13 protein-coding genes and 5 pseudogenes are annotated in these 19,923 nt (G+C 69.5%); 11 read left to right on the forward strand and 7 right to left on the reverse strand.

The genetic code is table 11. From position 1 onward, the window contains the following. Positions 1–5 precede the first annotated feature (5 nt). Positions 6–362, reverse strand: a complete 357-nt coding sequence (locus ACFY1J_RS41315; protein WP_390711898.1) for an STAS domain-containing protein — start codon at positions 360–362, stop codon at positions 6–8. Between the two features lie 281 nt (positions 363–643). Here ACFY1J_RS41315 and ACFY1J_RS41320 point away from each other — a divergent pair. Beyond that, positions 644–864: pseudogene (locus tag ACFY1J_RS41320) on the forward strand (transposase); the annotation flags it as partial. Positions 865–1,188: 324 nt separating this feature from the next. Here ACFY1J_RS41320 and ACFY1J_RS41325 read toward each other — a convergent pair. Next, positions 1,189–2,292: a helix-turn-helix domain-containing protein gene (locus ACFY1J_RS41325; RefSeq protein WP_390711899.1), complete on the reverse strand. Its 1,104-nt coding sequence runs from the start codon at positions 2,290–2,292 to the stop codon at positions 1,189–1,191. Between the two features lie 163 nt (positions 2,293–2,455). On the opposite strand from ACFY1J_RS41325, the gene ACFY1J_RS41330 reads away from it, so the two are divergent. Together ACFY1J_RS41330 and ACFY1J_RS41335 are read left to right on the forward strand one after the other, a co-directional pair. Next, the gene (locus ACFY1J_RS41330; protein ID WP_390733023.1) at positions 2,456–3,304 is read left to right on the forward strand and encodes a sterol desaturase family protein; all 849 of its coding nucleotides are present in this window, start codon (positions 2,456–2,458) and stop codon (positions 3,302–3,304) included. Positions 3,305–3,962: 658 nt separating this feature from the next. Further along, positions 3,963–4,091, forward strand: a pseudogene (locus ACFY1J_RS41335) (transcriptional regulator); the annotation flags it as partial. Between the two features lie 603 nt (positions 4,092–4,694). Here ACFY1J_RS41335 and ACFY1J_RS41340 read toward each other — a convergent pair. The 4 genes and pseudogenes from ACFY1J_RS41340 to ACFY1J_RS41355 form a co-directional block, all read right to left on the reverse strand. Beyond that, a pseudogene (locus tag ACFY1J_RS41340) lies at positions 4,695–5,488 on the reverse strand (NAD-dependent epimerase/dehydratase family protein); the annotation flags it as partial. Beyond that, entirely contained in the window at positions 5,404–5,973 is a 570-nt protein-coding gene (locus tag ACFY1J_RS41345) for an alcohol dehydrogenase catalytic domain-containing protein (RefSeq protein ID WP_390733024.1), read from the reverse strand. The pseudogene ACFY1J_RS41340 and the gene ACFY1J_RS41345, both read right to left, overlap by 85 nt. Then, complete coding sequence (locus ACFY1J_RS41350; RefSeq protein ID WP_390733025.1) at positions 5,970–9,281, reverse strand: carboxyl transferase domain-containing protein; 3,312 nt, start codon at positions 9,279–9,281, stop codon at positions 5,970–5,972. The genes ACFY1J_RS41345 and ACFY1J_RS41350 overlap by 4 nt, the downstream gene beginning before the upstream one ends. A 103-nt stretch (positions 9,282–9,384) precedes the next feature. Next, complete coding sequence (locus tag ACFY1J_RS41355; RefSeq protein WP_390733026.1) at positions 9,385–10,386, reverse strand: NADP-dependent oxidoreductase; 1,002 nt, start codon at positions 10,384–10,386, stop codon at positions 9,385–9,387. Between the two features lie 665 nt (positions 10,387–11,051). Between ACFY1J_RS41355 and ACFY1J_RS41360 the strand changes: the two genes are divergently transcribed. The 8 genes and pseudogenes from ACFY1J_RS41360 (at position 11,052) to ACFY1J_RS41395 (ending at position 19,361) form a co-directional block, all read left to right on the forward strand. Then, positions 11,052–12,608 (forward strand): Re/Si-specific NAD(P)(+) transhydrogenase subunit alpha, encoded by a 1,557-nt coding sequence (locus tag ACFY1J_RS41360; RefSeq protein WP_390733027.1) that lies wholly within the window; start codon positions 11,052–11,054, stop codon positions 12,606–12,608. A 6-nt stretch (positions 12,609–12,614) separates the two neighbouring features. Continuing rightward, positions 12,615–14,081, forward strand: coding sequence for a Re/Si-specific NAD(P)(+) transhydrogenase subunit beta (gene pntB, locus ACFY1J_RS41365; protein WP_390733028.1), 1,467 nt, complete (start codon positions 12,615–12,617; stop codon positions 14,079–14,081). Between the two features lie 542 nt (positions 14,082–14,623). Continuing rightward, entirely contained in the window at positions 14,624–15,379 is a 756-nt protein-coding gene (locus ACFY1J_RS41370) for a D-Ala-D-Ala carboxypeptidase family metallohydrolase (protein WP_390733029.1), read from the forward strand. 107 nt (positions 15,380–15,486) lie between these two features. Beyond that, on the forward strand, positions 15,487–16,719 hold the full coding sequence (locus tag ACFY1J_RS41375; protein ID WP_390733030.1) for a peptidoglycan-binding protein: 1,233 nt from the start codon (positions 15,487–15,489) through the stop codon (positions 16,717–16,719). A 451-nt stretch (positions 16,720–17,170) separates the two neighbouring features. Then, positions 17,171–17,506: pseudogene (locus tag ACFY1J_RS41380) on the forward strand (peptidoglycan recognition family protein); the annotation flags it as partial. A 193-nt stretch (positions 17,507–17,699) separates the two neighbouring features. Beyond that, the gene (locus ACFY1J_RS41385) at positions 17,700–18,056 is read left to right on the forward strand and encodes a peptidoglycan-binding protein (protein ID WP_390711907.1); all 357 of its coding nucleotides are present in this window, start codon (positions 17,700–17,702) and stop codon (positions 18,054–18,056) included. 58 nt (positions 18,057–18,114) lie between these two features. Continuing rightward, a complete protein-coding gene (locus ACFY1J_RS41390; RefSeq protein WP_390711916.1) occupies positions 18,115–18,642 on the forward strand; it encodes a hypothetical protein in 528 nt (175 codons plus the stop codon). 47 nt (positions 18,643–18,689) lie between these two features. Then, the gene (locus ACFY1J_RS41395; RefSeq protein ID WP_390711908.1) at positions 18,690–19,361 is read left to right on the forward strand and encodes a peptidoglycan-binding protein; all 672 of its coding nucleotides are present in this window, start codon (positions 18,690–18,692) and stop codon (positions 19,359–19,361) included. Positions 19,362–19,829: 468 nt separating this feature from the next. Here the strand turns inward: ACFY1J_RS41395 and ACFY1J_RS41400 are convergent. Continuing rightward, positions 19,830–19,919: pseudogene (locus tag ACFY1J_RS41400) on the reverse strand (IS5/IS1182 family transposase); the annotation flags it as partial. Between the last annotated feature and the right edge of the window lie 4 nt (positions 19,920–19,923).

The following is a 19,923-nucleotide window of genomic DNA, read 5'->3' on the forward strand; positions in this document are numbered from 1 at the left end:
TTTGATCAGGCGCCGACTCCCACACCGCGCTCACGCCAGGCTTCATCGATGTTGGCATACCGGGGGAACCGCTCCTGCAGGGACGTCAAGCGCAGCAGGCGGCCTATGGGAGCCTGGTCATAGACCACCCGCGTCCATCGGCCTGTGGCCCGGGTTCGGTTCCAAGCCCTGCACAGGTCGTGCAGGGGACTGCAGTCCATAAAGGTCACCTGGCGGAGGTCGACGATCAGCCAGTCGGCGCCAGCCGCGGGGGCCGTCCCGCGCAACAGGGTGGCGAAGTCCAGGGCCGTGGCCAGGTCGAGTTCCCCATCCGGGCAGGCCACTCGACAGTTCTCCAGGTGCGCGGGCCATTGGTCTTCCATGCCCAGCCATCTCCTTAGGCAGTACCGCATGAGCAAGGCCATGCGGAGGAAGCCCGGTCATGGAAGCCGCGCCCCTAGCCTAGAAGCGCCACCGCAACAAACGGGCCGGCCACCTCATCTGGCCCCAAAACCCCACTAGGCGACCGCAGTTGTCCACGCAATGACGCTCGTTGTCACGATCGGGCCATTCAACGGACCGATCACCACACTCCCCAGGCCCCGGGGGGACCCGCTCCACCCGGAACCCGAGAGCCGGCACTTGGCATGCATGGGTCGCAAACAGGGGATTCACCCCGATACCGAAGCGGTGGGCGGTCGAGCGGACCTACGGCTGGCTGATGCTCCACCGCCGCCTGGCCCGCGACTACGAGATCTCCCAGCCCGCTCCGAAGCCATGATCCACCTGGACATGACCGACATGATGGCCCGCCGCCTCACGGGCGAAGCCACCATCTCCTGGCGCGACCCGACATCATCGGATCAACTCCGCATTACGGGATGAAACAACGGGAGAAAACGACCTCTCAGCCAGGCGGCGGCACCACCGGCCAGGCGGTTCTCGCCCGGGACGGCAAGGACGTCCAGGACAAGCCGGATGGCTGCCAGCCCGCGTCCGGCTCCTGGTACTCCGTTTACGACGACACCACCGTCACCGATGTCGCCCAGGCCACGATCGACCACATGGTCCCGCTCGCCGAGGCCTGGCGCTCCGGTGCCGACACCTGGACCGCTGACCGGCGCAAGGCCTTCGGCAACGACCTGGCCGACCCGAAGTTGCTGATCGCGTCGGAATCTGCGGTCCCCAGTTGCCCGTGGGATACCGCCCTCACTGGTGCGGAAGTGGTGCGGCCGGGCGGTCCCGAGGATCATCGCCTGGTTGGGGAGCACGGCTGTGACCTGCCGCTCCCGCTTCCGCGTGCAGACTGGCGCTGCCCGCCTTGTTCGGGCCAGTCATGTCGGCGTGCTCGCGATCGTTGTACGCAGCCCGCCGGTACGCCGATGGGGGCATGCCCGTCCACCTTCGAACGGCACGCGTGAACGCGGCCGGGGTGGCGAAACCCACCCGCGCTGCGATGGCGGTCATGGGCAGTCCGGCCGGTTCTGGTTCCGCCAGCAGGGCCAGCGCCTGCTCTCGCTGCTCGGCCTCGACCAGGGCGGAGAAGGAGAACCCCTCCTCCTGGAGACGCAACTGGAGGGTGCGGCGGCCGACCGCCATCGTCCGCGCCACGTCCGCGAGCCGGGGTGGGTCGGCCGCTCCCGAACCCTTCTGCAGAACCGCCCGCACCTTCGACGACCACGGCGCGCGGTTCAACGAGAGCTGCCGCTGCGCATAGGGAGCGAGCATCGCCAGCACCACCGGATCGGCGTGCCGCACCTGCGCGCGCAGCGCACCCGCCCCGAACACGCAGGCATCCGTCGGCTGCCCGAACGCCACCGGGCCCAGCGCACGGTGGTATGCCTGCGGCCGAGCCGGCTCGGGCCTCCTCAGCAGCACCCGGTCCGGCGCCACGCCCTCCCCGGCGAGCCGGCGAGCGATGGCACACAGCATCGCGAAACAGGCGTCCACGGTGTCCGGGTGCGCCGCGCCACCGTCGAGGTCCCGCAGACTCACCGATACCGAAGCCGCCCCATCGCCGCCGGGGCACCGTCGGACGACCAGCTCGTTGTGGCCGATGAGGGGGTGGAAGCGCCCCAGGCTGTCCAACATCGCGCCGACGTCCGGGCTGTTGGCGAGGATCGGCGCCAGCACTCCGCCGAGCGCGGTGGTATCGGACGACGCCGCGAACGCCAGCCCGGGGTGCTCCACGCCGCCCTGCCCCAGTGCCTCCCACAGCGGTACGAGCCAGTCCGCCCGCGCATGGTCATCCGCCGGGGAAACGTCCGGATGGGCGCCCTGTCTGAGCGCGTATGCCCGTAGTTCCGTCTCCATCAGGGCGGTGCCGCCTGGGCTTTCGGTGTCCTGGACTGCGGATGCGCGAGAAGGCAAGAGGGGTACGCCCACGGGAAAGCCCGCCTCCCGGTTCGGCTGCGAAGTTGGCTGCATGGAACTCAAAACCCCGGCACGACCGGGTCTGACCTACGGTACCTACCCCTTGCTCGCGACAGTAACGGCCGTTGTGGTCTGGGCCGCCGTCACCCATCGTCTGGCGATATCGCAGGACGCCGTCCTCGCTCTACTGACCATCGGCACCGTCGCCGCAGCCTTCACCGTGGAGCGCGTCAACCCGCTCCTGGACCGCTGGCGGATGACCCGGGACAGCCTCGTCGGCCGCGACCTGCCGTTCATCGGCCTGGCCTTCGCAATCGAGCAGGTGGCGACGATGGGCGTTTCCCTGGTCGCGGCCCGCTTCGTCCCGGACGGCGGCTTCGGACCGGTCGCCCGCCTGCCGCTCCTCGTCCAGGCCCTGGTCGTGCTGCTCGCTCTGGACCTGCTCTGGTACGGCTACCACCGGGCCGCGCACACCCTCCCGCGGCTGTGGCGGGCCCACGGAGTGCACCACGCGCCGTCCCAGCTCTACGTGCTCATGCACCCGGTCTTTCACCCGATCGACCTGCTGGTCTCCCGGTTCGTGATCTCCCTGCTGGTGTTCCGGTTCAGCGGCGCCAGCCCGGATGCTGCGTTCCTGGCCCTGGTGGTACTGAATCTTCAGCAGACGATCAGCCACGTCAATTCCGATATCCGCACCGGGCCGCTCAACTATCTCCTGATCGGCGCCGAGACCCACCGCTGGCACCACGGCGCGGGAGAACGGGTCAACTACAGCTCGGTGCTGGCGGTCTGGGACATCGTCTTCCGCACCTTCGTGTACGAGCCTGACCGAGTGCCCGAACGTCTCGGGCTCGACGACCCCGCTGCCTACCCCGACCCGCGCCGATTCCACGCCACCCTCGCCTGGCCGTTCCGCCGAGCACGCACCATGAACCCCAGCCCGGCCGAGTGACCTCCCCGTTTCGGTGCCCTCTTTCCCCTATGCCAGCAAAGAAGTCCAGGTCGAAGGCGCGTTTCCTTCGCCATCCGTTCGGCTGCTTACGGCACCAGGTGGCTTCGAGCAGCCGGACACGGGCCCATGCCGCCCGCTTTCAGACTGCGCCGGGGGCGGTGCGCATGGTGCAGGGGTGTGGCACCTTGGGTATGCCTGGCCCGTCGCTTTCCCCCATAGCGGCGGGCCAGACCTGCTAGTTCAGCGGGCAAGGGTGACGGTGACCGGAGAGGCGGGGCACGTGGTGAGGGCGTTCGGCAAGCGCGGCCTGCTCAGCGTGGTCGATTTGCGCGGGCGCTGATCGGGCGTGCCGACGGCACTCCGCATGCTGGGAGCTGGTACGTGCCGTCGGTCACCACTGGGTCGCCTCCGACTCCTACGCCCAGTGGGAGAGGTCGGCTTCGCCGACGGGCTGCAACACGCGTGGTGTTGCAGCCGTCTGTGACCGGACACCCCGGACACCTGAAGCGGATTCCTTGGGCCCGGACAATCCGTCCGGGTCCCCTCCTCTCCAGTGCTACATGCTGGTTATGGCGGTACGAGCTGAGCCTGCTTACCATTCTCCGTCACGTCGGTACCGCGAATGACGCCCCTACTCAGCAGCCGGAGGCAACGTCCCATGCGCGGTCTTGGAGATCACCTCAGCACCGGTGAGCGCATCGCGTTCTACCGGAAGCGCCGTGGCCGCACGCAAGAGGTGCCGGCTGGCCTGGTCGGGCGTAGCACCGATTGGCTGGCGAAGATCGAGACACCGGCGGACGCAGCCTCCCCACACCACTTCGCGGACCGCCGCGCGACGTGCTATCTGGCGCTCGCAGCTCCGCGAACACCTCGTCCCCCTGGCCGGACCACCATGCGGGCGGCCCGCGCCGCTGTCCGCCGGATCACCGGCGCAGTGGAGGGAAGGAACGGATTGGAGCGTGAGGAACTGCGGGTGTCGTGGGGCCCGTTCGGGTTGCACGCTGACCATGAGGGGGCACCTCATGGCGTTCCGTGCCGTACACGATCAGTGGGGAACGGTCTTCGCTCATCTGCCGGATCTCGGGTGTGGGCATGCGTGGGCGGACGTCTGGCGGGTGAGGCTGCCCGCGCCCTTGGCATGTGCCGAAAGCCGGCACCGGGTCCGGGCGAAGGTCTCGCCGACCGGGCTGCGGTTCTTCGCCCATGCCCCGGGTGCCCCGGAGTGCGCAGCCGCAGGAGAGTCGATGGCTCATCACCTACTCAAGCTGGAGCTCGCGGCCCGAGCCACGGGCGCGCACTGCGAGATGGAAGCGCGCGGCCCCGAGGGCGTATGACGGGCGGACGTCATGGCGAGCGACCCGGGCGGGGCCCTGGCGAAGAGTGCGTCGGTGATGCGGACGCGGCGGGGTCCGGCCATCGGCCACAACATCGTCCAGAACATCGGCAGAGCCTTGCGCCCGAACCCGGACCGCACGGCGGCCAGGTTGAAGGCTCCGTGCACCGTGCGCACGGTGGCCTGCCGGAAAGCCTCGGCCGCGTCGTCGGTGTGCAGGGCCTGATACCGCATTCCCGGGATGGCAGGGATCGCAGGCATGCGCTCCGGGCGGGTCAGACGTTTGGGCACCAGCTGGCCCCGGAACAAGCGGTGCTGCTCGCACGCGGCTTCCCGCTTGAACATGAAGCCCGGCCGCATCCGTACCACCCGGGCCTCGGGGTGCTGGAGTTCGAAGGTGTCCAGGACGCGTTCGACGTAGGCCTTCTCTCGGCAGAGCGTCGCCTCGGGCCAACCGTCGGTGGGCCAGGACTCGTCCAGGCACGATCCTTGGGACCGGGGGAGTAGGCCCCCACGAAGGACGCGTAGACCAGCGCGGGAACGGCCGCCGCGGCCACGGCTTCGAACACCCGGATGCTGCCCTGCACGTTCGGGCGCCAAGTCGTCGCGGGGTGATGCGTAGGCTGGAACAGCCACGCCAAGTGGACAACGGCGTCGGCGCCGGCGAAGAGACCGGCCAGGTCGGTGCTGTCGTCCGCGATGTCCACGCTCGTCCATCGGGTCTTCGCTGGAGACCACTGCGGAAGGCGGCGGGCCAGCCCCAGAATCAAGTCGATCCGAGAGTCCGAGCCGAGTGTCTGGACAACGCTGGTGCCAACGTTTCCGGTGGCCCCGACGACCACCACCCGCATCGGAATCCCGGCTTCAGCCGCGCAGGACAGATGTGCGGGCAGGGAAAGACGACCGCGGCGTCGGCGGCGACCTTCTGTGCGAAACCGCCGAGGCCGGGGAAGGGGGCGACGCGGTCGCCGAATCTGAAACCGGAGCCTTCGGGGGCGGTGATGACGGTGCCGGCCATTTCGGAGCCGGGCACGAACGGTGGGTTCGGCTTGATCTGGTACTCGCCCTGGGCCCGGAGGACGTCGGGGTAGGTGACGCCGGCGGCGTGGAGGTCGACGAGGAGCTGGTGCGGATCCCTCCGCGGGTAGTCGAGGACGGCGACACGTACGGCTCCTGGACCATCAAGGTGAGCGGTGGGCGCTGGTCTCCGGTGAAGTGGGCGTGGCCGAACACCAGATCGGTAGCCTTCCCCTTGCCGCTCTCGAGCCGGATGGATCAGCGGCGCAGCACAGCAATGGCCAAGCGCCGCACCGCTGATCCGCGAGAGGGACTTCACCAGGTATCAATACCGGGGCGGCGCCTACTGTTGGTCCATTGGTCGCGCGGCGGTGCGGGCCTGGCGAGGAGGGCGGCGGCGATGACTGTTCGGGTCTCGGCCGGGTCGATCACGTCGTCGATCTCCAGGTGGCGTGCGGTGTTGACCGCGCTGCCCTGCTCGTAGCCGAGGGCGACGAGCCCTTCAAACTGGCGTTGCCGTTCTGTCGGGTCGCTGATGGCCGCGAGGAAGTCTCGTGCGCCGAGCCGTACGGCGCCCTCGATGCCCATGCCGCCGAACTCACCGGTCGGCCAGCTGACGGTTATCGCGGTGTTGTGGAAGCCGCCGGCCGCCATGGCCATGGCGCCCAGCCCGTACGCCTTGCGGAGGACGACCGTGACGATGGGCACCGTCATGTTGCCGCCGAGGACGAAAAGACGCGAGAAGTGCCGTACGGCTGCCTGTTTCTCGGACTCCGGCCCGACCATGAATCCCGGGGTGTCGCACAAGGACACGACGGGCAGTGAGTAGGCGTCGCAGAGCTGGAGGAACCGGGCGATCTTGTCCGCGGCCGGGGTGTCGATGGCGCCGCCGCCCGCCGACGGCTGGTTGGCGATGACGCCGACCGGCTTGCCGTCGAGACGAGCGAGTGCGGTGACGGCTGCCGTGCCGAATCCCGCGCGCAGTTCCAGGACCGAGTGGCTGTCGAACAATCCGGCGAGGACCTTCCGCACGTCGTAGACGTGCTTGCGGTTCTCGGGAACGACGTGGCGCAGTGCTCTTTGATCGGGTATCTCGAACGTCGGCAGGTCTCCCTGGAAGTAACTCAGGTACCGGCGGGCTACCGTCGCTGCCTCGGCTTCGTCCGTGACGGCCAGGTCCACCACGCCGTTGCGGCTCTGTACCGTGATCGGGCCGACTTCTTCGGGCGTGAAGGTGCCGAGGCCGCCGCCCTCGATCATCGCAGGGCCGCCCATGCCGATCGTGGAGTCTTCCGTGGCGATGACGACGTCGCAGGTGCCCAGCAGGGCGGCGTTGCCGGCGAAACACCTCCCGGCCGCGATGCCGACGGTGGGGACCGTACCGCTCAGCCGGCCCATGGCGACGAACGTCGTCAAGTGAAGCCCCGCCACGACCGGCACGTCGCTGTCATTGGGCCTTCCGCCTCCGCCCTCCGCGAAGAAGATCACCGGATGCCGTTGCTGATGAGCGATCTCCAGCAGGCGGTCGGTCTTGCGGTGGTTGTAGTAGCCCTGAGTGCCGGCCATCACGGTGTAGTCGTAGGCCAGCACGGCGCAGGTCGAGCGGTCCTCGGCGAAGACATCGCCGTTGACACGTCCAAGGCCGGTGACGATGCCGTCCGCCGGGGACTTGGCCTCCAGGTCGGCCAGTTCACGTCGGTTGCGCTGAGCGGCGACCGCGAAACCGCCGTACTCGACGAGCAGGCCGTCGTCGGTGACGGCGGCGATGTTCTCCCGGGCGGTGCGTTGCCCACGCCGGCGCCGTTTGGCGACGGCTTCCGGTCGGGCCTCGTCGAGTCGGCCGTGCCGTAGCGCCAGTAGGGCTTCCAGATCGGGTCGGAGGTGATTGAGATCGACGGATGTGCCGTCGTCGTCCGCCTCCTCGGCTGCGTCCACGGTCAGTTCGAGGCCGACAAGGATTTTGCCCTCGGTCACCGTTTCGCCGGGCGTGACCGCGACGGCGGTGACCACGCCCGCTGCGGGCGCCTGGACCGGATACTGCATCTTCATGGCCTCGACGGTGAACAGCGCGTCGCCGCGCGCCACCGCCTGTCCCGCGGTCACCTCGACCGCGATGACCACACCGCCCAGGGGCGCGCGGACGGCGTGGTCGCCGGGCAGGTCACTTTCGTCCCCGCCCAAGGCGGTATCGGCCGGCGGTGGAGGGGACAACGGGGCGAGCTCGGCGGCTTGTTGCAGCAGCGCCGCGGCGTTCCGCTCGACCCAGGCGGTGTCGCAGATGCCGCCGGCGAAGTCTGGGTGCGCGAGGACGGCCCGCTGGAGCGCCAAGTTGGTCCGGACACCTTCGATGCGGCTCTCGGCAAGAGCATGGGAGGCGAGCCTGACGGCTGCCCCGGCATCGGGGGCGTGGGCCACCACCTTTGCCAGCAGGGAGTCGTAGCGAGGGTTGAGGGTGAGACCGCGGTAGCCCGCCGCCTCGACACGCACACCGGCGCCCGTCGCCGTTTCAAACTCGGTGAGTGTGCCCGTGGAGGGGACGACCTCGCCGCCGGGGCGCATCTCCTCCGCATTGATCCGGACCTGGACGGCGTGGCCCCGCGGGGCCGGCACGTCGGGCTGCTCCAGCCGCAGGTCCGACAAGGACGCGCCCCCGGCAAGCTGCAGTTGGAGGGCGACCAGGTCGACGCCGAGCACCGCCTCGGTGACGGTGTGCTCGACCTGCAGCCGGGGATTGGTCTCGATGAAGTAGAAGCTGCCGTCCGGCTGGGCGAGGAACTCGACGGTGGCCACGCCGACGACGCCGGCCGCTGCACCGAGGCGCACGGCCGCCTCCAACATCCGCGAGCGCGCCTCGCCGGCCAGGACCCTGCTCGGGGCCGTTTCGATCAGCTTCTGGTGGCGCCGCTGGATGCTGCAGTCCCGGTCCCACAGATGAGCGACCCGCCCGTGGTGGTCGCCGACGAGTTGCACCTCGACGTGATGGGCGAGGCAGAGAAAACGCTCGATGTACAAGTCACCGTTTCTGAAAGCCCGACGGGCCTCGCCGGCGCACTCCGTGAACGCCCGCTCAACCTCGGCCCGGCTGCGCGCCACGCGCACACCGCGGCCACCGCCGCCGGACACGGCCTTGATGACGACGGCTGCATCGGAGCCCAGCTCGTCCGCCTCACGGTCCCAGAAGGACAGCATCTCGGAGATCTCGGTCGGGCGGTGGGTACCCGGCAGCACCGGTACGCCGGTATCCGCGGCCAAACCGCGCGCGCGTGCCTTGTCCCCGAAGAGGTCCAGGGTCTCGGCAGCGGGGCCGACCATCAGGAGACCGGCGTCCTGGCAGGCCCGGGCGAGCTCCGGGCTCTCGGACAGGAACCCGTATCCCGGGTGGAGCGCGTCCGCCCCTGAAACGACGGCAGCCTCCACCACCGCGTCAATGTCCAGGTAGGCGGTGGGACCGGTGCCCGCCAGCACCTGGAGCTCGTCACAACGCCGAACGTGCAGGGATGCCTCGTCGTCGGCGGAGCGTACGCCCACTGTCGCGATCCCCAGGGCCCGGCCTGCTCTGAAGACACGGCAGGCGATCTCTCCGCGGTTGGCGACCAGGAGCTTTCGAACAGGGGAGACGAAGGTCATGCCTTCCCACTCCCGTCGGCGACCCGTACAGCCAGGTCGAACTTGCGGACCCTGTCCCCGGCGGGCGGCGGAAACTCGTCTCGGTCGGCGATCCTCATCGCGGTCATGCAAGCTCCAGGTTGCCGACGTTCTCTCCACGGAAGAGCATCTGCAACGCCTCAGGGAAGTCGTCCGGGCTTCCGCTGACCACGTGCTCTTTGACCTTGATGAGGCCGGCGCCGATCCGGGCCGAGATGTCCTGCGCCGCCTGCGCGTAGCGCCTGGCGTAGTCGAATACGACAATTCCCTCCATGCGGGCGCGGCGCACCAGCAGCGAGAGGTAGTTGGAGGGGCCCTTGACCGGCGTGGCGTTGTTGTACTGGCTGATCGCACCGCAGACCACGACGCGCGCGTGCATCGCCGGCCGAGTGCGGGCGGCGTCGAGGATGTCACCTCCCACGTCGTCGAAGTAGACGTCGATGCCGTTGGGGGCATGTCGGCGCAGCGCCTTCCCAACGTCCTCGGTGCGGTAGTCGATCGTCGCGTCGAATCCCAGTTCGCCGGTGAGCATGGCGCGCTTCCGGGGCCCTCCGGCGATGCCGACGACCCAGCAGCCCTTGGCCTTCGCGATCTGACCGGCAATGGTGCCCACGGCTCCGGCCGCGCCCGACACCACGACGGTCTCGCCGTCCTGCAGGGCCCCGACGTCGAGCAGGCCGAAGTAGGCGGTCATGCCGGGCATGCCCAGCGCGCCGAGGCATGTCGAGGGCGGGGCGAGTGAGGTGTCGATCTTCATGGTGCCTCTCCCGTCGGAGACCACGTACTCCTGGACGCCGAAGGTGCCGACCACGTGATCGCCCGGCTGGAAATCGGGATGGTTGGAAGCGGTGACCTCGATGACCGATCCGGCGCGCATCACCTCGCCGATTTCCACGGGCGGCAGGTAGGAGGGGCGGTCGTCCAGCCAACCGCTCATCGCCGGGCCAAGGGAGATGACGCGTGTGCGGCCCGCGAAACGGCCGGGGCCGGGTTCCTCGAGGGGTCCGGAGCAGTGCTCCCAGTCTTCGGGCTTCACTACGCCCACCGGGCGGGCTGCCAGACGGATCTGGCGGTTGGTCACGGACATCGCGACTCCTGTCGTGTACGGCTCGCCGCAGCGTACCGACCAGTAGGTATGATGGGGAAGTGTCGATGACCACGGTCAATGCGTTGTCCTACCCAAAGAAGGCTGACCACCGCCAGCACCGCGTCGGCGACACTTCGGTCCTGCCGGACGTTCCGAAGCGAGGACCTGCGGCGATCGCTGTCCTGATCGGCGAGTTCATTGCGGCGCACCACCCTTGTCCGGGGCGGGACACTGCGACCTGACGCTCCCAAGGCTGCCGGTGATCACGCCGGTCGACGCCGGTGGCGCCATCGAGTGCCAACCCTGCGCCCGCGGGGTCGGCTGGACCGGTCCACGCGGGCGTTGAGCGCATGGCCGCGCCCGATGAACTGCCCGCCCCTCACGTGTTCTGTGAGCGTTCCTGACACTCCTGAGCCGCGGACCAGCAGTCAGATCGGGGGCCGCGGCGGGGCGGAGTGGCCCAGACTGCTCGGGGCCTCCTTGTGTGGTCCCGCACTGTCCGATCGTTCTCGGCCGGTACCGCAAGGTGAAGCACGTCACCGTCCGCTCGCGTTGGCCCGCACCCGTCTGACGGGTTAGGTTCCAGCGATCACGGGGGAGGACGTCGTAACTTCCCCGCGCGCAGATTTCCCTTTCGCACCTTCCTCTGACGAGAGATACAGGACATGTCTGCTCAAGAACCCTCACACCATCCTCCCCGGCGCATCGGCGTAGTGGCCGAGTCCGTCTCCGGGGAGACGCGGGTCGCGGCGACCCCGGCGACGGTACGACTGCTGCTGGGCCTCGGCTACGAGGTCGTCGTCGAGTCCGGGGCCGGTGAGGCCTCCGGCTTCGGTGACCAGGTGTACGCCGATGCCGGCGCGGGGATCGGCGAGGCCTGGGACGCGGATGTCGTCCTGAAGGTGAACGCCCCCTCCGACGCGGAAATCTGCCGGTTGCGAAAGGGCGCGACCGTGGTCGCCCTGCTGACCCCGGCGCAAAAACCCGAGCTGCTTCAGGCGCTCGCCGACGCCGGGGTGACCGCCCTGGCGCTGGACGCGGTGCCGCGCATCTCGCGGGCGCAGTCGATGGACGTGCTGTCCTCGATGGCGAACATCGCCGGCTACCGCGCGGTCATCGAGGCCGCGCACATCTTCGGACGGTTCTTCACCGGCCAGGTCACCGCGGCGGGCAAGGTGCCGCCGGCGAAGGTGCTGGTGGCAGGCGCGGGTGTGGCCGGTCTCGCGGCGATCGGCGCCGCTTCGAGTCTCGGCGCGATCGTGCGCGCCACCGACCCGCGGCCGGAGGTCGCTGACCAGGTGAAGTCGCTGGGCGGCGAGTACCTGCCGGTGGAAGCCGCTCGGGAGGCGAGTACCGACGGCTATGCGAAGGCGACCTCCGCCGACTACGACCGTGCCGCGGCCGAGCTCTACCGCGAGCAGGCCGAGGACGTGGACATCGTGATCACCACCGCGCTGATCCCGGGCCGGCCGGCGCCGCGCCTGCTGACGGCCGAGGACGTGGCCGTCATGAAGCCAGGCAGCGTCGTCGTCGACATGGCCGCCGCGATGGGCGGCAACGTCGAGGGCACCGTGCCGGGGCGGACGGTGGTGACCGAAAACGGCGTCACCATCATCGGCTACACCGACCTGGCCTCCCGGCTCCCGGCCCAGGCGTCGCAGCTGTTCGGCACCAACCTGGTGAACCTGCTGAAGCTGCTCACTCCCGGCAAGGACGGGCAGTTGACGGTCGATTTCGACGACGTTGTGCAGCGGGCGGTGACCGTGGTGCGCGACGGTGACGTCACCTGGCCGCCGCCGCCCGTCGCGGTATCGGCCGCGCCCGCCGCTCAGCCCGCGGCCGCAACCGAAGCGCCCGAACCGAAGCAGTCGAAGCTGACGCCTGCGTGGCGCTTCGGCCTGATCGGGCTCGGGATGCTCGCGATGTTTTTGCTGGTGGCCTTCGCTCCCGCGCAACTCGCGGGCAACTTCACCGTGTTCGCGCTGGCGGTGGTGATCGGCTATTACGTCATCGGCAAGGTGCACCATGCGCTGCACACCCCGCTGATGTCGGTGACCAACGCAATCTCCGGGATCGTCGTGATCGGCGCCTTGCTGCAGATCGGGCACGAGAGCTGGATCGTCACCTCGCTGTCCTTCGTGGCGATCCTGCTGACGAGTGTCAACATTTTCGGAGGTTTCGCCGTTACCCGCCGCATGCTGTCCATGTTCTCGAAAGGCTGAGCCGAGATGACCTCTCTGACGGCTTCACACGCTGCCGACCTGGTCGCCGCCCTGTTGTTCATCCTCAGCCTGGCCGGCCTGTCCCAGCACCGCACGTCCCGCGCCGGCGTCGTCTACGGCATCGCCGGCATGGCCCTCGCACTGGTCGCCACCATCGTGGTGGCGGCGCAGAGCATCACCGCCGGGGCAGTCGCCCTGATCGTGCTGGCGATGGCGCTCGGCGCGGCGACGGGCCTGTGGCGGGCCCGCCGCGTCGAGATGACGCAGATGCCGGAACTGATCGCGATGCTGCACAGCTTCGTTGGCCTTGCCGCGGTGCTGGTGGGCTGGAACAGCTACCTGGAGGTGGAGTCCCATGGCACGGCGCAGAACCGGATCGGCGCCGACCTGCTGGGCATCCACCACGCCGAGGTCTTTATCGGCATCTTCATCGGCGCGGTCACCTTCACCGGCTCGATCGTCGCGTTCCTGAAGCTCTCGGCGCGCATCAAGTCCAGTCCGCTGATGCTGCCGGGCAAGAACGCGCTGAACCTCGGCGCGCTCGCGGCGTTCGTCGCACTGACCGTCTGGTTCACGATCAGCCCGAACCTGCCCCTGATGATCGCGGTGACCGTGCTGGCGCTGGCGCTCGGCTGGCACCTGGTCGCCTCGATCGGCGGCGGGGACATGCCGGTCGTCGTGTCCATGCTGAACAGTTACTCGGGTTGGGCGGCGGCCGCGGCCGGGTTCCTGCTCGACAACAACCTGCTCATCGTCACCGGCGCATTGGTGGGTTCCTCCGGCGCCTACCTGTCGTACATCATGTGCAAGGCGATGAATCGGTCCTTCATCTCCGTCATCGCGGGCGGTTTCGGCATCGAGGCGCCGTCCGGCCGTGAGGAGGCCCACGGCGAGCACCGCGAGGTGCGAGTCGTGGAGGCGGCCGAGATACTGGCTCAGGCCCGCTCGGTGATCATTACGCCCGGCTACGGCATGGCCGTCGCCCAGGCCCAGCACCCGGTCGCGGAGCTGACGCGGCAACTGCGCGAGCGGGGTGTCGAGGTCCGCTTCGGCGTCCACCCCGTCGCCGGGCGCCTGCCCGGGCACATGAACGTGCTGCTGGCCGAGGCGAAGGTGCCCTACGACATCGTCCTGGAGATGGACGAGATCAACGACGACTTCACCGACACCTCGGTCGTGCTGGTCATCGGCGCGAACGACACCGTGAACCCCGCCGCGACCGAGGACCCGGGCAGCCCGATCGCCGGTATGCCGGTGCTGCGAGTTTGGGAAGCCGAGCAGGTCATCGTCTTCAAGCGCTCCATGGCCTCCGGCTACGCAGGCGTGCAGAACCCCCTCTTCTTCCGCGACAACAGCAGCATGCTCTTCGGCGACGCCAAGCAGAGCGTGGAGGAGATCTTGCACGCACTCAGCACCGACAACCGACGCGAAGCGGCCCCGGCCGCACGCCAGGCGACGGTGGCCAGCCACTGAATGAGAGTTTGATTCTCGGTTGCCCGTTTCATTTGGTTTAGAAGCCGTATCTCAACCGCTCATGGAACGTGCAGGTCGAACAGGTTTCCCGCCGGGGTGATCTCCCGCGGTGTGCGCGTGAAGTCAGGGCCTCTCGGTAGCTCGGGGACGCGAATCGAACCGAGCATTGCCGGGAGGCCCTGGTGTCGTCGCGGTGCGGTCGCGCAGCACACGCGCGAGGGTGGCCCGGCCCATAAAGCGCTGGTCAGAAAGGTGCCTCGGATGGACCCGGCGTACAGCCCGACCCGTCTGCCGCTGCTCATGGGAGGCGGCGCCAGTCCCGCTCGGCATCCCTCCTCCCGTCCCACCCCGCTGCACCACCCCAGGTCATGGACGGTTCGGCATCCCCCTGCTCCGCTCCTCCGGTCTCCGGTGCGGCTCGCGGCAGCCGTTCCGACAATGACTCCGTCCCAGCGGTCGACCGGCACATGACGGGCAACGGGAGTCGACCGGTCGATCGGCGAATCGATGCACCGAACGAACCGACCGATGAGGAGTGCAACGTGAGCAGATCCGTCACCCGCCGAACCGTGCTCGGACTGGGCGGCACCGCCGCGACGGCCGTCTTCGCCGCGGCGGCCGGGCTGGCCGGCGCCACCCGTGCCGCCGCCTACTCGTGGCCCACCGGACTGCGAGGCGGGGCGTCCGGTGCCGCCGTCAGGGAGTTGCAGATCCGGGTCGCCGGTTGGGCCGCCGACTCGGCCCAGCACGCCTGCGTGGCCGTGGACGGGGCGTTCGGCGCCGGGACGGAGGCGGCGGTACAGCGGTTCCAGAGGGCGTACGGCCTGACGGCGGACGGCGTCGTCGGCGCCCGTACGCAGTCCGCGCTCAACGCGCTGGAGAGCGCGGACGGTTCCACCGCGCACTTCGACTGGGCGGAGTTCCAGAGCAAGGACGGCGCCGGCTTCTCCGGCGGGAACGTCGACGCGGCGACCGTCCGGGAGAACGTCCGCCGCCTGATGTACAAGCTCGAAGCGCTGCGCAAGAAGGCCGGCGACCGGGCCGTCACCATCGACTCGGGCTTTCGCAGCAAGGCCCACAACGCCTCGGTCGGGGGCCGCCCCAACTCCATGCACCTGTACGGCGTCGCCGCCGACACCGTCGTCGCCGGGCTCGCCACCCGCAGCGTCTACCGTCTGGCCGAGACTTGCGGCTTCTCCGGCCTTGAGGCCTACACCCACTCCTGGCAGCACGTGGACAGCCGGGTCGAGTACGCCTACGGCGCGCAGTCCTGGTGGTGGGAGAGCGGCACAGTGTGACACGTGTGGCCTACCAGGGGTAACACCTCGAACTGGTGGACGCACCAAGCTGGTTGGGGCACCGTGGACTCCGCTGTGATACGGCGCCGACCAGTGGAGGTACGTGCGTGTCGGAGTTACGGGCGGCCGGGTCCCCCTACGCGCGGGAGTTCACGGATCTGCTGCAGACGCTCAAGAGCCGGGCGGACTGCAGCTATGAGGCACTGGCACGCCGGTCGGGGGTGAGCGGTTCAGCCTTGCAACGCTACTGTTCGGGCGTCGGCGTGCCCAACGACTTCGACCCCATCGCCCGGTTCGGCAAGGCCTGCGGGGCCGACCCCCGGGAACTCCTGGAGCTGCACCGGCTCTGGGTGCTCGTCGACGCCAGCCGAAGACGCGGGGCGCCACGGGCCGAACCGGCCCCGGGTACCCCCTCGGCTGCGGGGCCGACTCCGATTCCGGCACAGACTTCCGCCACCGCCGACACCGAGTTGGCGGAGATGTCGGTCACGTTGCCCGGCATCGAGGTCGAGTCGGCGGGCTCAGCAGTTAACTCTCCTGTCTCGGCTGCCGAGTTGGCGACCAGCACGGCAAGTTCGGTCGCCCTGGGATCCGAGCCGGCGCGGGTGCCGTTCCGTCTCCGGCTGCGGCATCTGCGCCGATGGCCGGTCCTCGTCGGTTGCCTGCTCGTCGTCGGCGCGACGGTGGCGGGCACCGTTCTGCTCACCGGCGGACGTCCGGCCGACGCCGACTCGCCGAACCGTCCGCTGCTGTCGGCCAAGTGCCGGTTCGTCGCCATGGGCCATCAGGACACCTGCGTCCGTGAGCTCCAACTCCTCCTCAAGCAGGCCGGACTCGACCTCGACGTCGACGGTGCCTTCGGGCCCTTCACGCAGATGCGCGTCGTCGTCTTCCAGCTCCTCGCCGGGCTGGAGCCCAACGGAGTGGTCGACGACGGGACCAAACGCGCCCTCTACTCCGGCCGTGTCAAGGCGCATCCGTGGTCGCCCGAAAGGGTCGACCGGCGGGTCCGCGAGGTGTTCACCGAAGACGCGGACCGCGCCGGCGGCATCGCCAAGTGCGCCTCGAACCTGGACCCGCTGTACAGCCTGGGCAACACCAACGGGACGCGGAACTGGGGGGTGTTCCAGCTGTACGACGGCACCCTGCGGGAGCTGGGCGGCACGCCCCGCAAGGCGCTCGACCCCGAGTGGAACATCCAGGCCGCCCACCGTCTGTGGGCCCGTACTCACGACTTCCGCGCCTGGCCGTCGTGCGACAAGGCCTACCAGGCGGGAGCGTCGAAGTCCGGCACGTCCAAAGGACCGAAGGGGAAGCCGGAGCCAAGCGCCACGCCCTGACCCCCGGGCCGGAGTCGCGAACCGCGCCGGACGCATCCCGGCTCCGCCCCAGCCCCCAGCCCACCTGCCATCCCAGCCCACCAAGTCACCGCAGGTGGGAGGGGGTGAAACAGCCCGCTGTCCCGATGTCCGGCAGATCATTGGCCGCATCGCCCGGGAGTGCCATCGTCCTCTTCCGTCGCCCGCGGGCGGCCTTGGCGAGGCGAAAGGGGCAAGGACGGTGGGCAGTTCCCTGCATTCCGGCGGGCGGTCGTACGGGCAAACGAGCCGACGGGCGGTGTTATTGGGCGGCGCGGTCGTGCTGGGTACAGGGATCTCAGCAGCGGCCGTGCCGTACGCCGGACCCGCGGGGGCCGCGGCGGAGCCGCTGATCTCCGGCTGCGACCGCTGGGGCGCCCGGCCGCCCTCCCGGCCGGTCACGGTGCACTCCGCGCGCCCGCACAAGGTAATCGTGCATCACACGGACAGCCCCAACGTCCAGGACGACTCGCAGGCGCACGCCTTCGCGCTCGCCCGGTCGATCCAGGACTCGCATCTCGGCCGGGGCTGGATCGACTCCGGCCAGCACTTCACCATCAGCCGCGGCGGACACGTCATGGAGGGCCGGCACCGCAGCCTGGATACGCTGCTCGGCGGCGCCGCCACGGTCGAGAGCGCGCACACCACGGCACAGAACACGGTCGCCATCGGCATCGAGAACGAGGGCACGTACGACACCGTCCAGCCGCCCTCGGCGCTGTGCGCGTCCCTCGTGGATCTGTGCGCCACCATCTGCACCCGGTACGGCCTGCGGGCGTACCAGATCTACGGGCACCGGGACTTCAACGACACCGACTGCCCGGGCGACCTGCTGTACGCCCGCCTGCAGCGCCTGCGAGCCGACGTCGCCGCCCGCATCGGCGGCAGCGCGGTGGCCCCCGTCTGGCCCACGCTGACCGTGGGCGCCACCGGGCGGCCGCCCTGCCGCTCGCCGGGAGCGCGTGCGCAGCCTCCAGTACCTGCTTCGTCAGCACGGATCCGCGCTCCTTGTCAACGGGAGCTACGGCAGCGTCACCGCGAACGCCGTCCGGGCCTTCCAGGGCGCCGTCAAGGCCGGGGTGGACGGTGTCGCCGGACAACAGACCTGGAACCAGCTCGTCGCGCCGCTCGCCACGGGCGGTTCCGGAGAGGCCGTCCGCGCCGTGCAGAGCCAACTGGCCGCGCGCGGCGCCGGACTGCGGGCCGACGGTGCCTTCGGGCCCGCGACCCGGTCGGCGGTGGCCTCCTTCCAGGCCGGCGCGTCTCTGCCGGCCGACGGCGTCGTGGACGCCCGTACCTGGGGCGCGCTCGTCGCCTGAGAACAGCCTTAGCCCGACTCATCATCAACCAGCCAAGGAGAAGAAGCACTTGAACACGATGACCAAGCTGGGTGCCGCCCTGGGCGGCACGGTCCTCGCGACCGCACTCACGGCCACCGGCGGCTCTGCCTGGGCCGCACCCGACGCGCCGGCGGCCGTCGCCTCCTCGGCCGCCGTGACCAAGCTCGGCCAGGCGGACGCCGCGAACCGTCTCCGCGGCGCGGGAATCACCTGGTCGTCCAGCGGCAACTGCACCAACCGCAACAACGCCCACTGCACGTCCTTCGAACAGATCAACCTATCGACGGTGCAGGGTGCCATCACGCTGAAGAACGCCAGCCGCTGTGCGCTCAACATCACCGGAGGCACGGAGACCGGGCACGCCTCCGGCACGTACAGCCACTGGAACGGCTACAAGCTCGACTTCAACCCGAACACGTGCCTGAGCAACTACATCACCGGCACCTTCACCTACATCGGCAGGCGGGCGGGTGACGGCGCCCCGCAGTACCGGGCCGGCTCCGGAAACATCTACGCCCGCGAGAGCACCCACTGGGACGTCCTCTTCTACACCTGCGGCTGCTGAACGCCCGCACTCGTCATCCCCCACCCCACCGACCAAGGAATTCCCGCATGTTCGGCAACCGCAGTACTTCCGGCCACCGCGTGGCCACCTGTCCCCCCACCACCCTGCGCCATGCGGCGATGAGTACGGCCGCCGTCTGCCTGCTGGCCGCGGCGGGCGTCGCGGCGCTGCCCGCGGCGCAGGCCTTCGCGGCGACGTCGGCGTTGTGCTCGGCCACACTCAGCCAGGGCGCGAGCGGGTCGTGCGTGTCCGCGCTGCAGACCAGACTCGACCAACTCGGCGCCCGCCTCACGGTCGACGGCTCCTTCGGTCCGGCCACCCGCAACGCCGTCGAGGCGTTCCAGGGCCGTGCCGACCTGGCCGTGGACGGCGTCGTGGGCCCGGCCACCCAAAGCCGTCTCGGCAATCCGGGATCGGTGAACCTGAACACCCGGTCCACCGCCCAGATCGAGACGATGATCCGCCAGGCGTTTCCCGACAACCTGGAAGCCAAGGCGATCCGCGTCGCCCGCTGCGAGTCCGGCCTCAACGAGATAGCCGTCGGCCGCAACAACAACGGCTCGCGCGACTTCGGCGTGTTCCAGTTCAACAACGGCGGGACGCTGGAGTCTTACCTCGGCACCACGTCGCGTGCCCTGGACGCCCCGCAGAACATCGCCGCCGCCTACCGTCTCTACCAGGCACGCGGCTGGCAGCCCTGGACCTGCCGCAACGCCTGATCCCTCCCCGAGCGGCCGCGGCCTCGTCCATATCCAGGCCCTCTCCCCGGACAACCCCTGGCCGTGGTCCGCGCCGCCCGCAGAACCATTCGGCGGGCGGCGCCCCGCGACACCCAGGGGACTCGGGCGTGATTGGGAAGTGCGAGAAGGTCGCTGTGTAGACATCCGATGTACTTTGCTCGTCAAGCTGCGGCTTGCAGCTCTACCCACCCCCAAACGACAGCAGCGAAGAGCGTTTCATCAGGCACGTTCGCCGTTCCACCGTCCTGTGGCCGGGCCCTGTCCCGCGTCGCGATGTAGGGGATCAAGCATTACGCGTTCCGGTACGAGGCCCCTGACGATCTCCGAAGAGGCGGCAGTCCATGAGGCGCCCTGCTGAGGCGAGGAACACCCGGTCTGACGGAGCCACCATCCCCGACCTGCGGATTCCGGCGCCTTGATCGGTCACACCACCCGGCGGGACGCCATCTGTGGCCGCGCTCGCTGCTCCGGGATCAGCGGCCTGGTGATCTCCCACAGCTTGTCCGGCACGTTCCAGCTCCAGGTTTCCCGCCCCATACCG

Source organism: Streptomyces sp. NPDC001406, assembly GCF_042895285.1.
In the GTDB taxonomy this organism is placed as follows: Bacteria; Actinomycetota; Actinomycetes; order Streptomycetales; family Streptomycetaceae; genus Streptomyces.

Coding starts and splice junctions, on each gene's coding strand:
- ACFY1J_RS41355 (WP_390733026.1), bottom strand. CDS start 10,386: ATGTCCGTGACCAACCGCCAGATCCGTCTGGCAGCCCGCCCGGTGGGC.
- pntB (WP_390733028.1), top strand. CDS start 12,615: ATGACCTCTCTGACGGCTTCACACGCTGCCGACCTGGTCGCCGCCCTG.
- ACFY1J_RS41395 (WP_390711908.1), top strand. CDS start 18,690: ATGTTCGGCAACCGCAGTACTTCCGGCCACCGCGTGGCCACCTGTCCC.
- ACFY1J_RS41325 (WP_390711899.1), bottom strand. CDS start 2,292: ATGGAGACGGAACTACGGGCATACGCGCTCAGACAGGGCGCCCATCCG.
- ACFY1J_RS41315 (WP_390711898.1), bottom strand. CDS start 362: ATGGAAGACCAATGGCCCGCGCACCTGGAGAACTGTCGAGTGGCCTGC.
- ACFY1J_RS41350 (WP_390733025.1), bottom strand. CDS start 9,281: ATGACCTTCGTCTCCCCTGTTCGAAAGCTCCTGGTCGCCAACCGCGGA.
- ACFY1J_RS41390 (WP_390711916.1), top strand. CDS start 18,115: ATGACCAAGCTGGGTGCCGCCCTGGGCGGCACGGTCCTCGCGACCGCA.
- ACFY1J_RS41360 (WP_390733027.1), top strand. CDS start 11,052: ATGTCTGCTCAAGAACCCTCACACCATCCTCCCCGGCGCATCGGCGTA.